The 13,925-nt window shown below is 71.3% G+C and carries 10 protein-coding genes; 5 read left to right on the forward strand and 5 right to left on the reverse strand.

The window, feature by feature from the left end:
* Positions 1-12 precede the first annotated feature (12 nt).
* Positions 13-1,629, reverse strand: coding sequence for an amidohydrolase (locus Q0P88_RS07305; protein WP_295012618.1), 1,617 nt, complete (start codon positions 1,627-1,629; stop codon positions 13-15).
* 2 nt (positions 1,630-1,631) lie between these two features.
* Positions 1,632-2,915, reverse strand: coding sequence for an MFS transporter (locus tag Q0P88_RS07310; RefSeq protein WP_295012620.1), 1,284 nt, complete (start codon positions 2,913-2,915; stop codon positions 1,632-1,634).
* Between the two features lie 186 nt (positions 2,916-3,101).
* On the opposite strand from Q0P88_RS07310, the gene Q0P88_RS07315 reads away from it, so the two are divergent.
* Positions 3,102-3,731, forward strand: coding sequence for a TetR/AcrR family transcriptional regulator (locus Q0P88_RS07315; protein WP_295012622.1), 630 nt, complete (start codon positions 3,102-3,104; stop codon positions 3,729-3,731).
* Positions 3,732-3,758: 27 nt separating this feature from the next.
* On the opposite strand, the gene Q0P88_RS07320 is transcribed toward Q0P88_RS07315, so the two are convergent.
* A complete protein-coding gene (locus Q0P88_RS07320; RefSeq protein ID WP_295012624.1) occupies positions 3,759-5,417 on the reverse strand; it encodes an FAD-dependent oxidoreductase in 1,659 nt (552 codons plus the stop codon).
* 81 nt (positions 5,418-5,498) lie between these two features.
* Here Q0P88_RS07320 and Q0P88_RS07325 point away from each other — a divergent pair, with 81 nt between their 5' ends.
* The 4 genes from Q0P88_RS07325 (at position 5,499) to Q0P88_RS07340 (ending at position 8,273) form a co-directional block, all read left to right on the forward strand.
* Positions 5,499-5,687 (forward strand): hypothetical protein, encoded by a 189-nt coding sequence (locus Q0P88_RS07325; RefSeq protein ID WP_295012626.1) that lies wholly within the window; start codon positions 5,499-5,501, stop codon positions 5,685-5,687.
* 105 nt (positions 5,688-5,792) lie between these two features.
* Entirely contained in the window at positions 5,793-6,071 is a 279-nt protein-coding gene (locus Q0P88_RS07330) for a metal-sensitive transcriptional regulator (protein ID WP_295012628.1), read from the forward strand.
* An 84-nt stretch (positions 6,072-6,155) separates the two neighbouring features.
* Entirely contained in the window at positions 6,156-6,740 is a 585-nt protein-coding gene (locus tag Q0P88_RS07335) for a dihydrofolate reductase family protein (protein WP_295012630.1), read from the forward strand.
* 165 nt (positions 6,741-6,905) lie between these two features.
* Positions 6,906-8,273 (forward strand): MFS transporter, encoded by a 1,368-nt coding sequence (locus Q0P88_RS07340; protein WP_295012632.1) that lies wholly within the window; start codon positions 6,906-6,908, stop codon positions 8,271-8,273.
* A gap of 85 nt (positions 8,274-8,358) precedes the next feature.
* Here the strand turns inward: Q0P88_RS07340 and Q0P88_RS07345 are convergent, their stop codons facing one another.
* Both Q0P88_RS07345 and Q0P88_RS07350 read right to left on the reverse strand, forming a co-directional pair.
* Positions 8,359-11,565, reverse strand: coding sequence for an InlB B-repeat-containing protein (locus Q0P88_RS07345; RefSeq protein ID WP_295012634.1), 3,207 nt, complete (start codon positions 11,563-11,565; stop codon positions 8,359-8,361).
* 37 nt (positions 11,566-11,602) lie between these two features.
* Positions 11,603-13,792, reverse strand: coding sequence for an alkaline phosphatase family protein (locus Q0P88_RS07350; protein ID WP_295012636.1), 2,190 nt, complete (start codon positions 13,790-13,792; stop codon positions 11,603-11,605).
* Between the last annotated feature and the right edge of the window lie 133 nt (positions 13,793-13,925).

The following is a 13,925-nucleotide window of genomic DNA, read 5'->3' on the forward strand; positions in this document are numbered from 1 at the left end:
ACGCCGCCCGACTCAGGCCCGATGCACCACGCCACCGCCCGACACGGTGAGCGTCACCTGCGCGGACAGCAGCGACTCCTCGCCCTCGACGAAGGGATCCCGGTCGATCACGACGAAGTCCGCCCTGCGGCCCGCGGTGAGGGATCCGCGGCGCTCGTCCTCTCGGCACGACGCCGCGGCCTCGCGGGTGCCGCGCTCGATCGCCTCGGCGAGCGGGCGTGCGAACTCGGGATGGTTCGGCGGATACGAGTCGTCGAGGGCGGATCGCCGCGTCGACGCCACGTACATGTTCGGCAGCGCCGGGTAGGGTGCCGTGGGCGCGTCGGTCGAGAACGCGAGCCGCACGCCGGCGTCGATGAACTCCGGCCACGCGAGGCCGCGCGCCGCGCGCTCCGGCCCCACCATCGCGGCCCAGTTGTCCCAGATCGCGGGGTCTGCGTGGACCGGCTGCATCGACGCCGTCACGCCGAGCCGCGCCATGCGCGCCGGCGTCTCCGGCGACGTGTACTCGAGGTGCTCGATCCGATGCCGCCGGGGCAGGTCGCCGTTGACGGCGACCGCGTGCTCCAGCGCGTCGAGCGCGAGATCGCTCGCCGCATCCCCGATCGCGTGCAGCGCGATCTGCATCCCCGCGGCATCGGCGGCCGCGACGACGACCTTCGCGCGCTCCAGCGACCAGATCGGATCCGCGTTCGACCCGTCGACGTACGGGTGGTTCATCGCCGCGGTGCAGGCGTCGATCACGCCGTCGAGCACGAGCTTGATGCCGATCACGCGCACACCGCCGTCGTCGGGGCGATGCGCGAGCTCGGCCGCACGCGCGACCTGGGCGAGGTTCTGTTCGTCGTCGCCCGTGTTCTCGATGAACCAGTGCGCGAGCGCCGTGAACGGCAGCGGCGCTCCTCGGCGCGCGACCGCCCGGTCGAACGTCGCGAGTCCGTCCTCGTTGAACGCCATGTCGACCGCGGCGGTGACGCCGGCTGCGAGATAGGAGTCGAGGGCGCGCTCCAGCGCGTCATCGCGATCCGCCTCGGTCTGCACCTGGCTGAGCAGCGGCCACACGCGCTGCGACGCGGCGGTCTCGTAGAGCATCCCGTCGGCGTCGCCGTTCGCGTCGCGGCTGATCCGCCCGCCGATCGGATCCGGCGTGTCCCGGTCGATGCCGAGCTCGGCGAGCGCGGCCGTGTTGACCCAGCAGGAGTGGTAGTCGTTGGCGTTGAGGTACACGGGCACGTCGGCCACGACCTCGTCGATCATCGCCGCGGTCGGGCGACCTCCGGGGATCGAGTCGAACAGCCACCCCCGGCCGAGCAGCCGCGGCGCGTCCGGCGCCTCGTCCCTGGCCGCACGCAGCCGCTCCTGGATCGTCGCCACGTCCCTGGCATCGGTGAGCGCGACCTGGCCGAGCGCCTCTCCCAGCATCAGGAGGTGCGAGTGCGCGTCGACGAAGCCGGGGACGACCAGCGCCCCTCCGAGATCGACGACCTCGGCCCCCGTGCCCGCCGAGCGCTCGGCGCCCGGGAGATCCCCGACGAAGACGAGGTCGGATCCCTCGACCACGAGGGCCTCCGCCCAAGGAGCCGTCGTGTCGGCGGTGAAGATGCGGGCGTTGCGGTAGAGCGTCGTCATCGTCACACCCCCGCCGTGCGCACGGTGTCGATCTCGGGCGAGCTCTCCCCCGGGATCCTCTGCTCCCGTTCCACCCTGCTCGACAGCCGGGCGACGAGCACCATCGGCACGAGGAGAACGAGGCTGAAGCCGGCGAGCACCGCGCCGAGCGCCGGGAATCCGAAGCTCTCGCCGACCCACGCGCCGAACAGCGGCGCCAGGCTCGACCCCACGAGGTACACACCCAGTACGGGGCCCGACCAGCGGCCGCTCGCATCGAGGGCGGCGGCCGTCGCGACGACGTACATGAACGCGACCGAGTACACGGTGTTCCACGCGATCATGGTGACCAGATAGACCGTGGGATCCGCGGTGAGGCACGCGAGCAGCTTGAGCGACCCGCCGAGGACGAGCAGCACGCCGAGCGGCAGGGCACGGCCGAAGCGCGCACCCACGAAGATGAGCGCGATCGACACGAGCAGGCCCCCCGCGGTCGAGGCCGACAGGACGAGCCCCAGCTGCGCCTCGGACATGCCCGCCTGGGCGACGCCGATCGCGCCGGACATGGCCCAGAGCGAATCCTCCCCGACGGCCCACACGGCGAACATGACCAGCAGGGCGAAGCCCGCGATCGTGATGGTCCGGGTGGGGGTGCGCCGGCGGAACGTGCCCGTCGTGGTCGTGACCATCGCGCCGGTGGGCGCCGCGGCCTCGTCCGCCGGGGCCTCGGCGGGCGCGGCGGCGGATCCGTCGATCGTCGGCAACCAGCCGGCCACGAAGAAGAGCACGAACGCGAGCCCGGCGAGGATCCCGAACGCGCTGCCCATCCCGACCCCGACGAGCGGGATGATCGCGAGGACGGCGGTGACGATCGCGCGATTCGCGAGCCCGCTCACGCCTGAGACGCGGTTGGGGTTGCGCAGGGCGGCGAGCGCGGCCCCGCCCGCCGCGACCGCCCCGCCGGCGCCGATGCCGCCGACGAGGATTCCGGCGATCGAGAGGATCGGGTTCACGTCGAGCGCCGCGAGACCGAAGCCGACGGCGGTGGTGAGCAGGCCGGCACGGGCGACGAGGTACCGGCCCCGCCCTTCGGTGAACCGCGTGACGATGAGGCAGGTGACCGCGGTGCAGAGCAGGCAGGCCGTCATGAGCGTGCCCGCCTCGGTCGCGCCGACGTGCAGCGAGCCCTGGATCGCCAGGATCATGAACGGCACCAGATTGGCGCTCATGAAGCCGACGACGCCGATGCCGAAGGTGGAGACGATGCGCCGGGCCGTCAGAGGCAGGCGCTGGGATTCGGAGGTCATAAGGGTGTGTTCCTCGGATGCGGCGGGTTCGAGGCGGCGAGTGCGGCGTCGTCGCCGCTCTCCCCTTCTCGGCGCCGGATCGGCACCCGCTAATCAAATGGTATTTGGTTATTATGCAGGGAAGCGCCCTCCGACGGAAGAGGGCAGAGGGAAGACGTCTAGGCTCGTGGCGGGAAGAGGTGTCACATGGGCCGTCCGAAGAAGCCGCTGCTGTCGACGCAGCTCATCGCCGACGCCGCGATGGAGCTCATCGAGTCCGGTGCGCCGTTCGGCGTCAACGCGATCGCGCGGCGCCTCGGCGTCAACCCCTCCTCGCTGTACCACCACGTCGCCGGGCGCGAGGAGATCATCGAGCTCGTCCGCGGGCGCCTCGCCGAGAGGTACTCGCTCGAGGGCAAGGGCGACGACTGGCTGGAGTTCATCGCGTACGCGGTCCGCACCCAGCGCAGGATGTACGCCGAGCACCCCCTGCTGGTTCCTCTGATCGTCGAGACGACCATCACCGATGCGGCCACGATCCGGTGGTACGACGAGCTCGCGACCCGCCTCGCCGACGAGGGGATCCCGGAGGGCGACGTGCTCGCGATCGTGGCGGTCGTCGACGCCTTCGCGATCGGGTTCGGCCTCGACCTCGCGGGGCCGGACGTCGTCTGGCACCCGCAGTCGGAGACGACGACGCTCGCCCGCGCCGTGGCCGCCGCCCCGACGGGACGTGCACGTGCCGATCAGGCGTTCGAGATCGGCCTGGAGTTCCTCCTCACCGGACTGCGGGCCCGCTTCCCGCACCTCACGGCGGGAGCACCCGCCTCCTCTTGACCCTGCGCCGCGGACGCGGCGGACGACTCAGACGGACGTCGCGACGTGCGAGACCGCCGATGCGCCGTCGCGCCAGGTGCGGTAGCCCCCGTCGAGGTTGACGACATCGAAGCCTCGCTGCGACAGGATCCGGGCGGCGACGTGCCCCCGTTGCCCGACCTGGCAGTGCACGACGATTCGCCCCTCGGGGATCTCGTCGAGCAGGTCGCGCAGCTCGTCGAGGGGAAGGTTGATCGAGCCGGGGATGGCGCCGGCGCGATGTTCCGCGACCGAGCGGACGTCGACGAGGACAGCACCCGCCTCCCGCGCGTCGTCCAGCTCGTGCCACTGGATCGAGCGGGTGGTGCCCGCGCGGAGATTGTCGGCCACGTAGCCGATCTGGTTCACGGGATCCTTCGCCGAGCCGAACTGCGGCGCGTAGGCGAGTTCGAGCCGACTCAGCCCCGTCGCGGTCACCCCGCCGGCCATCGCGACCGCGATCACGTCGATGCGCTTGTCGACGCCGTCCCCGCCGACGACCTGTGCTCCCAGGATCGCGTCGGACTCCGGATCGACGAGCACCTTGATCGACATCGGCTGCGCGCCGGGGTAGTAGGTGGCGTGGGAGAAGGGATGCGTGTGGATCGCGCGATACGGCCGCCCGGCGGCCTGCAGCTGCCGTTCGCTCCAGCCCGTCCGCGCGGCGATGATGCCGAAGACCTTCACGATCGAGGTGCCGAACGCAGGAGAGTTGGCCTCATCCCGCCCGGAGATCACGTCGGCCACGGTGCGACCATGCCGGTTGGCCAGCCCCGCCAGAGCGATGAGCGCTCCCTCCTCGGAGAGCGCGTCGACCTTCTCCACACCGTCGCCGACCGCGAAGACGTGCGCCGCACTCGTGCGGTTGCTCTCATCGACCGCGATCCCTCCGGTCGGCCCGAGCCGAAGGCCTGCCGCGCGCGCCAGCTCGACGTTCGGCACCACTCCCGAGGCGTCGACGACGAAGTCGGGCTGCAGGGTCGTGCCGTCGCTCAACCGCACCGTGCGGCCGTCGACAGCCTCGACGGTCGTGGAGGTCCGCACGTCGACCCCCTGGGCGCGCAACGCCGCCTCGATGGGTGCGGCCATTTCGACGTCGAGGGGGCTCAGCACATGCGGCGAGCGCTGCGCGAGCACCACCCGCACCCCGCGGAGGACGAGGTTCTCGACGGCTTCGAGACCGATGAATCCCCCGCCGACGACGAGCGCCGTGGCGGTCGGCCCTGCGACGTCGAGGATGCCGGCGAGCGCATCCACGTCCTGGACGGTGCGCAGGGAATGCACCGGCAGATCTGCCGCGGGGACCGACGCCCGCGCTGACGCACCCACGGCGAGGATCAGCTCGTCGTAGCCCTCGTCGCCGCGTCTTCCCGTGCCCCCGTCGAGAACGGAGACGACGCGGCGGTCGGGATCGATGTCGAGGACCTGGTGACGCACGCGCACATCGACGCGGAACCGGGCAGCCAGGGAATCCGGGGTCTGCAGCAGCAACGCGTCCCGGTCGGCGATGACCCCGCCGACGTAATAGGGGAGGCCGCAGTTCGCGTACGACACGTACGGCCCCTGCTCGAAGACGACGATCTCCGCCGTCTCGTCCAGCCGCCGCAGTCGCGTCGCCGCGGACATCCCTCCGGCCACGCCGCCGACGATCACGATCTTCTTTCCCACCGCTGCCTCTTCTCGGATAGATACCCTCCCCCGTATTGTACGATACCCAGGAGGGTATCCCTCATCGAGAAAGGTGGACCTATGTGTTACCCGGCGACCTGCCGCGTCTGCGGCAAGACCACGTGGAGCGGCTGCGGCCAGCACGTCGCGGCCGTACGGCGGAGCGTCCCCGCGAGCCAGTGGTGCGGAGGACAGCACTCGGATGCCGAGAAGGCGGCGGCGCGCGGCGGCGGCGGCGGACTGTTCTCCCGGATCTTCCGTCGCGACTGATTCGGACCGCCCCGCAGAAGGGGAGGATACCCTGGAGGGTAATCCGCAAGCGCCGGATCGCCGTAGAGGGCGGCGATCCGAGATCGATTCCCAAGGAGGATACCGATGCCATCGCGCACCACCGCGCAGAATGCGATCGACCCTGACGTCAAGCTCGTCGTGAACCGACTTCGCCGGGCCCAGGGCCAGCTCAATGCGGTCGTCACGGCGGTCGAGAACGGCGGCTCCTGCCGTGACGTCGTGATCCAGCTCGCGGCCGTGTCGAGCGCCCTCGACAAGGCCGGGTTCCAGATCATCTCGACGGCGATGCAGAAGTGCCTCGCAGATCCCGACGATCCTATGACCGTCGAGGAGCTGCAGAAGCTCTTCCTGACTCTCGCATAAGACCACTCGCCGGCTCGGCCGGAATCGCGGAGCGACTCGACTCCCCCTCTTGACCGCGCGCGGATCCCGGCGTCGGATGGGGGCATGCGCAAGCTCGTCGTCTCCGTGCTCACCTCCCTCGACGGCTACCAGCAGGGTCCGGGCGGCGATCTGCGCCCGATGCCGTTCGAGGACGCGTTCAACACGCACAACCTCGACCTCCTGCGCACCGCCGGAACGCTCGTCTACGGCAGCACGTGGTTCCGGGAGAATCTGGCGGCGTGGTCCGCGGTCGCCGCGGACGATTCCGCGAGCGACCGCGACAAGGAGATCGCCCGCCGGGTCCTCGCGATGGACGCGCTCGTGATCAGCGACTCCCTCTCCGTCTCGCCCGAGGACCCCTGGGCCGCGACGACGCGGGTCGTCGCGCGCGCAGACGGACCGGCCGAGATCCGGCGGCTCAAGGAACAGGACGGAGGCGACCTGCTGATGTTCGGCAGCGCCACCACGTGGAACCCCCTGCTCGAAGCGGGCCTCGTGGACGAGCTCATCGTTCTGGTCGGCGCCGCCCTGCTCGGTGACGGCGTGCCGTTCTATCGAGGCGGCCGGGTGGGACTGCGGCTGCGGAGCGCGCGCATCCTCGCGCCGTCGCAGCTCGTCGAGCTCCGATACGCCGCTTCACCGGAATGAGCGGCGTCACCCGGGATCCGCCTCGCGACGGATCCGCACGCCCACCGGCGCGCGAGAGTGTGCATTTCTGCACATCGTGATCGCCGCAAATGCCTCTTGTCGCATCTTCTCGATCCGCCCAGGCTGGAGAGCCGAGAGACGTCCCGATCGTGCAAAGGAGCACCCATGGCGTACGAGACAGCTTCCCCCACCGGTCTGCGACGGGTCGTCGCCGCCTCGATGGCGGGCACGGTCGTCGAGTGGTACGAGTTCTTCCTCTACGCCTCGGCGTCGACGCTCGTGCTGGGCACCGTGTTCTTCCCGCCGTCGACCGATCCGTTCAGCGGCATCATCGCAGCCTTCGTGACCTACGCGATCGGGTTCATCGCGCGGCCGCTCGGCGGAATCGTCTTCGGCCACCTCGGCGACAAGTACGGGCGCAAGCGGCTGCTGCAGGCGAGCATCCTCATCATCGGAGCGGCGACGTTCCTCATCGGCTGCCTGCCCGGCTTCGCCCAGGTGGGCTACCTCGCGCCGGTCCTGCTCGTGCTGCTGCGCTTCGCCCAGGGCTTCGCGATCGGCGGCGAGTGGGGCGGCGCCGTCCTCCTCGTCGCGGAGCACAGCCCGCGCGACCGGCGCGGTTTCTGGGCGAGCTGGCCGCAGGCGGCGGTTCCCGTCGGCAACCTGCTCGCGACGCTCGTGCTGTTCGTGCTGTCTGCCACGCTCCCCTCCGCCGCCTTCCTCGGCTGGGGCTGGCGGATCGCGTTCTGGCTGTCGGCCGTCATCGTGCTGATCGGCTGGTACATCCGCACCAAGGTCACCGAGGCGCCGATCTTCCTCGAGATGAAGAAGGAGCAGGAGCAGGAGGCGTCCCAGGGCTTCGGACCGCTCGAGGTCGTGCGGCGCTACCCGCGCGGCGTGCTGGTGGCGATGGGCCTGCGCGTCGCCGAGAACATCCTCTACTACGTCGTCGTGACGTTCTCGATCGTCTACCTGACGCAGACGGTGAAGGAGGCGACCTCGGCGACCCTCCTGATCCTCGCCGGCGCGCACGTCGTGCACTTCCTCGTCATCCCGCTGTTCGGGCGGCTTTCGGATCGCTGGGGTCGCCGGCCGGTCTACGCGGCGGGCGCGATCCTGGGCGCCACCTGGGGCTTCTTCGCCTTCCCGATGATGAACACGGGCAACCCCCTCGTGATCTGGGCGGCCATCGCGCTCGGACTCGTGTTCCATGCCGCGATGTACGCGGGGCAGCCGGCGATCATGGCGGAGATGTTCCCGACCCGCATGCGCTACTCGGGCGTGAGCCTCGGTTACCAGGTGACGTCGATCTTCGCGGGATCCCTCGCCCCGATCATCGCCACGAGCCTGCTCGCGACCTATGCGTCGAGCGTCCCCGTCGCGATCTACGTCGCGATCGCCTGCGCGATCACGCTCGTCGCGGTCATCGCTGCGCGCGAGACGAAGGGTGCGGATCTGCGCGCCCTCGACGCCGACGACCGCACCCGGCAGAGCACGGGCGCGACCGCGGCAGCCCCGGTCCCCCAGCGCTGAGCGCACCCGAACGGCGGGGTCCCCGTACAGGGACCCCGCCGTTCGCCGTCTCCCCCGCGTGCGCCCGGCTTCTCCCCTCCGGCGCTTAGTGCCTGGCACCGGCCGCGCGCCGGCGACGGACGATCAGCACACCGCCCGCCGCGAGCAGCGCGACCGCGATCGCGGCGAGGGGCAGCGCGATCCAGCCGCCGGTGGCCGCAAGACCGCCACGGCGCTCCGCACCGCCCTGCGACCCCCGACCCGACGACACGGTGCCGGAGCTCCCTGACGCGTCCGCCCCCGAAGCGCCGCCCTGGCCGGGAGAGGCGCCCGCGCCTCCGTCGCCGGGCGGAACGGATCCGGGATCCGTACCGGGGTCTGTCGCTCCGCCTCCCGGCTCCGTGCCGGCCGCGCCGAGCGCGAAGGACGCGACGACGGCACGGTGGTTGCTCGTCCATGCGTTGCCGAGCACGTTCCGGGGAGACGGCCAGCCCGCGACGAACGTGTTGGCGCCGCGCACGACGAGGCGTTCGCCCGCGAACAGCACCTCGTCGATCCGGTCCTGCGGCTCCGGGGCGCCGGTCGCCGCATCGGTCGTGACCAGCGGAGACCAGGTCGCCCCGGGGTCGGCGACCGGATCCGGGTTTGCGACACGGTAGGCATCGGTGAGTCCCGCATCCGCGAGCAGCGCCGGAACGGGCCACGCGACGGATCCCACGCCGCAGTGGGCGGCGGACGTGGCCGCAGTCCAGTCTGAGGACGAGGGCGAGGCGAGGTCGCCGAGCACGAGCACGGGAGTCGCCGCCGACTCCGCGACCGCCGGCCGGGCGGCCGCCGCGAGCGCCTGCGCCTGCGCGTACCGGTTCGTGCTCTTCTCCGCGGCGACGAGCGCATCCGGATCCGCGCCGGAGCACGCGGCCTCGGGCCCGTAGCCCGCGTGGTCCAGGCCTGCACTGAACACCCGCACGGGCTGGCCGAGCACGTCGAGGTCGGCACGGACGATCGGCGACGTCTCCGTCGCGCGCGCCTCCGCCCCTGTCGCTGCGGTCAGCGGATACGGCGACAGGATCCCGGCACCGCCCGCACCCTCCACCGCATGCCAGCCGAGCGCCTTCGCGAGTCTCGCCGCGCCGGAACCGCCGTCCTGCTGCACCCCGACGACGCCGAAGCCGTTCGCGGCGAGCACGGCGAGGTTCTTCCAGCCCGAGTCGTTCACGTGGGTGCCCGCATCCCACAGGTTCCACGTGACCGCGTCGAACGGCACCCGCGCGCCGGGCGCGAGCACCACGACTTCGACGTCGATGCGGGACGTCGTCGCCCCGTCGCTCGCCTCGACCGTGAGGAAGGCCGGGACGTTCGGAGCCGAGGAGGGCGCCGTGCCGCGGACGACCCCGTCCGCGTCGACGCTCAGCCAGGAGTCTCCGTCGACCTTCGCGAAGCGGGCACCCGCGGCGCCGTTCCAGAGTCCGGAGAGCGGCTGCGCGACCGAACCCCCGGCGCGCACCGCGGGCGCCTTGAGCACCGACGACACGAAACCGCGGGGCATGGTCGATCCGTCGTTCACGGCCGCGGCCGGCCGGGTCGCGAGGAAGTCGTTGCGGATCTGCGCCGCGGGGACCGCGGCGTCGTAGAAGTCGAAGGTGTCGATGGCGGCGTTCACGAACCCGTCGCCGAGGTCCGTCCCCGAGCCCTCGGCGCCGACCCGGAACGGGAAGCCGCTCTGGAGCGAGAACGCGGCGGTGAGGTTCGTGTTCTGCACCGTCTGCTCGCCGTCCAGGAACGCGGTCATGGTCCCGGCCGCGCGGTCGGCGACCAGGGCGACCTGGTGCCAGCGCCCGATCACGGATCCGCCGCTCACGTTCGGCAGGTAGTTCTGAGCGGTGGACGAGCCCTTCTGCCCGAAGCACCCGCGCAGCACGCCGGGCGAACCCGCAGTGTTGTAGAGGGTCGTCCCCCGGTTGTAGCAGTGCGTGAAGTCCTGGTTCGAGACGATCGGGGAGTCCGAGCTCGATGACGTCTCGTTCAGCCAGAAGACGAACGAGAAGCTGCCAGAGCCGTCCGTGGATCCGGGGACGAGAGGGAGCGAGAAGAAGTTCACGCCCTGGACGCTGCCGGCCGGGGAGCTCACGGACGCCGCCCTGCCGGAGGTGCCGTCGACGGAGGCCGCGGTTCCCGACCAGGTCGCGTCGTTGCCCCGCCCGGAGGAGTCCTTGACCGTGGATCCGCTGTCGTCGTCGAAGTCGTAGGACGCGACCGGCGCGACCGTGTCCCCCGCCGCCCGGAACCTGCTCCACACGGCGAAGAGCGTGACCGTCGCACCCGACGCGGTCGCGAGATCCGAGACCGTCTGTCCGTCGGCGTAGGCGACCTGGCCGCCCGGTCTGGTCGCCCAGCCCTGGAATCCGTAGCCGCGACGCGTGAAGCCGTTCGCGGTGAGCGGCGCGCTCCGACCGGCGGCGAACGCCTGGGCGGCGGTCGCCCCGCCCGTCGCGCCGTTGCCGTCGAAGGCGACCGTGTACTGCACGGTGGCGGGCTTCTGCGCCGCGTAGTCGGCGGCGACCTGCGTGGCGGGGATCGCGGCGTCGTAGAAGCTCAGGGTGTCGATCGACGCGTTCACGAAGCCGTCGCCCGCGTCCTGCTCGCTGCCGCTGAGGCCGCCGAGGTTGAACGCGTAGCCGCTCTTGAGCACGGTGTTCGCGGTGAGCTGCCCCGCCTTCGACGTCGCCGTCACGACCCCGTCGGTGTAGACGGTCACCACGTTCGCCGTGCGATCGACCGAGACGGCGACGTGATGCCACGCATTCAACAGCCCCGGCGACGCCCCGGCGAGGTACTGCTTCGCCCCGCCCGGCGTCAGCCCCCAGCACGCCTGCAGCACGCCGGGCGTGCTCTGGTTGTAGAGCGTGAGGCCCGGGTTGTTGCAGGAGTCGAAGTCCTGATTGCTGAACAGGGTGCCGTAGGAGGTCCTGCTCTGCTCCGACATCCAGAACTCGTACGAGAACGATCCGGATCCGTCCGTCTTGCCGTCGACCAGCGGCAGCTTCACGTAGTTCGCACCGCCGCTGACGGCGGCCGCCTTCCCCGAGACGCCCGGCACCGACGCCGGGGTTCCGACCCAGGTCGCGTCGTTGCCGTGTCCGGAGGAGTCCGCGACCGTGCGGCCGCTGTCTCCGTCGAACGTGTAGGTCGCGAACGGTGCGACGGCCGGCGCCGCGGTCGCCGCACTCGGCGCCAGCGCGGGAGCGAGGACCAGGGCGAGGCCGAGGGTCGCGGCGAGCGCGGTCCGTGCCGCGCGGAAGGGGTTCCTGTGCATGTCGCTGTCGTCTCCGATTCCGTTGCGTGGCCGGGGATCAGGCGCCGAGCTGCGCGATGCGGCCGGCGTAGCGGTGCTGCCAACCGGTGTTCGTGTCGGCGGTGACGACGACGTCGTAGTAGCCCTCCTCGGTCGGCCAGACGACCGATTCCGTGGCTCCGGGCGCGACCCAGATCTTCCGCGCCGTGCCGGCGTGGTCGTTCGGCACCAGGCTGTAGTGCACGGCCTGTCGTCCGTCGTTGTGCAGCGCGATCCGGACGGTCGGCGTCGCGCCGGCGACGAGCTCGACGTCGATGCGCGGCACCCCGGAGCTGTTCTGCCCCGCGGGGATCACGGTTCCCGCATGCGCACGCACGAACCCGTCGGGGCCGTAGACGGAGAAGGCGTAGCGCCCGTCCTGCGCGGTGGCGTCCCACGAGTGCACGGCGGGCTTCGTCGCGGAGACGGTGTAGGGCGTGTTCGTGAACGGCAGGTACTTGTCCGGGAAGGCCTGCAAGCTCACCGCCTTCCCGCGCGGCCCTCCGACGAGGCTCAGCTGCGCGCGGACCGTGCCCGTCGTGCGATCCTCCACGAACGTGCCGTGGGGATGGTAGGAGAGAGGACGACGCCGGAGCGCTGTGCTCGACCACCTGTCGGCCGGCGGCACCTGGGTTCCGATGGTCCCGCCGGCCCGGGCGATCTGCACGAGCGCATCCGTGTCGGGCAGCGACGGCGGCGCGTCGAGCACGGGATGCGCGAAGTCCATCGCGCTGGTGAGGTCTCCGCTGATCGCCCGCCGCCAGGCCGAGATCGTCGTCGACAGCGCCGGCGTGCCGAGCGCCGTGGTCCACGTCTCCAGGAAGCGGATCAGCGAAGTGTGGTCGAACGTCTCCGTGCTCACCCAGCCGCCGCGGGTCCACGGCGAGACGAGGATCGTGGGGATCCGCGCGCCGTAGCCGATCGGGGTGGATCCGTTGTACTCGTCGGGGGTGCCCGGCTCCGCGTACGGCGGGAGGACGTGGTCGAAGTAGCCGTCGTTCTCGTCGAACGTCATGATCAGGAGCGTGTGGGCGGCGATCTCCGGGTTGCTGCGCAGCGTCTGGATGACGCGGTTGCAGAAGTGCGCGCCGTGCTCGGGGTTCGCCGAGGGGTGCTCCGACCAGCTGTACGGCGCGACGATCCAGGACACCTGCGGAAGCGGGCGCTGCGCCCCGGGCGCGCACGCCGCGATGAACTCCTTGAGCACGCCGTTCAGGTTCGCGTCGCTGTCGTTGTTGACGACCCCCGTCGACGCGTACGGAGCCGATCCCGCCCGCCACACGAGGCCCGTGCCCGGTGCGTTCTTGGCGGCGTCCTTGCGGTTCGCGAGATCCTGCGCGGACGTGCCGGAGGTCGTGAAGGCGCTGAAGCCGCGGATCGGGTTGTCGGTGTAGTCGCCGACCCAGCTGGATCCGTTGTTCGTGTTGTCCACGTAGATGCGCCAGGAGACTCCCGCCTTCTGCAGCGCCTCGGGGTAGGTCTGCCACGTGCGGTTGCCGTCGGACTCGCCCCCGTTCGACACGGTCCCGCCCGACGTGCCGGTCCACGCGAACAGGCGGTTCGGGGTCGTGGGGCCCATCACCGAGCAATGCCAGTTGTCGCAGATCGTGTAGGCGCTCGCGAGCGAGTACTGCCAGGGGATCTCCTCCCCGGTGAGATGGTGCATCGTGTTCGCGCCCTTGGCGCCGATCCAGTTGTTGTAGCGTCCGCCGTTCCACGCCGACGTTCCGCCCTCGTAGGAGTGGTCGAGCCCCGTGGTCGTCCCGGCGACCGTGGTGACCCTGCTGGGCTTCACGAACGAGGATCCCTGCGGCTGGGAGAACACGTCCGTGCCGTTCTGGAAGCGGAGGGCCTGCTTGTCGTCGAAGCCGCGGACGCCGGGCAGCGCGCCGTAGTAGTGGTCGAACGAGCGGTTCTCCTGCATGAGGATCACCACGTGCTTGATGTCGGTGATGTCGCCCGTGAACCCCTTCGGCAGGACAGCGGTCCGGCCGCCCGCAGACGCCGCAGCGCGCACGCCCGGCGCGGCGGCCGCCGACGCGGCGCCGGTTCCCACGCCCACGTCCGCACCCACCGCGGCCGCACCGCCGAGCAGGCCGAGCGCGCGCAACATGCCTCGTCGGGTCATGCCGCTGTGCAGCACCTCGTTCGGCACGGTCTGCGGACGCTCGTAGGGCTCCGGGGTGAACGGGACGGGCTCGCTGGACATGCTGCTCCTCGAAGACAGGCGACGCCCCGGGCGGGCGCCGCGATCGAGCAGAGCAAGGGCAGGCGAACGTCGCGTGAACGTCGCAGGTCGAGAGGGTGACCCGGGGCGCGGAGGGCGCGATCGATCGACCGAG

The sequence above is a fragment of the uncultured Microbacterium sp. genome, from assembly GCF_945952435.1.
In the GTDB taxonomy this organism is placed as follows: Bacteria; Actinomycetota; Actinomycetes; order Actinomycetales; family Microbacteriaceae; genus Microbacterium.

Excerpts from the sequence above, each read along its gene's own strand:
- Q0P88_RS07305 (WP_295012618.1), bottom strand. The coding sequence starts at position 1,629 with ATGACGACGCTCTACCGCAACGCCCGCATCTTCACCGCCGACACGACG.
- Q0P88_RS07310 (WP_295012620.1), bottom strand. The coding sequence starts at position 2,915 with ATGACCTCCGAATCCCAGCGCCTGCCTCTGACGGCCCGGCGCATCGTC.
- Q0P88_RS07315 (WP_295012622.1), top strand. The coding sequence starts at position 3,102 with ATGGGCCGTCCGAAGAAGCCGCTGCTGTCGACGCAGCTCATCGCCGAC.
- Q0P88_RS07325 (WP_295012626.1), top strand. The coding sequence starts at position 5,499 with ATGTGTTACCCGGCGACCTGCCGCGTCTGCGGCAAGACCACGTGGAGC.
- Q0P88_RS07330 (WP_295012628.1), top strand. The coding sequence starts at position 5,793 with ATGCCATCGCGCACCACCGCGCAGAATGCGATCGACCCTGACGTCAAG.
- Q0P88_RS07335 (WP_295012630.1), top strand. The coding sequence starts at position 6,156 with ATGCGCAAGCTCGTCGTCTCCGTGCTCACCTCCCTCGACGGCTACCAG.
- Q0P88_RS07340 (WP_295012632.1), top strand. The coding sequence starts at position 6,906 with ATGGCGTACGAGACAGCTTCCCCCACCGGTCTGCGACGGGTCGTCGCC.
- Q0P88_RS07345 (WP_295012634.1), bottom strand. The coding sequence starts at position 11,565 with ATGCACAGGAACCCCTTCCGCGCGGCACGGACCGCGCTCGCCGCGACC.
- Q0P88_RS07350 (WP_295012636.1), bottom strand. The coding sequence starts at position 13,792 with ATGTCCAGCGAGCCCGTCCCGTTCACCCCGGAGCCCTACGAGCGTCCG.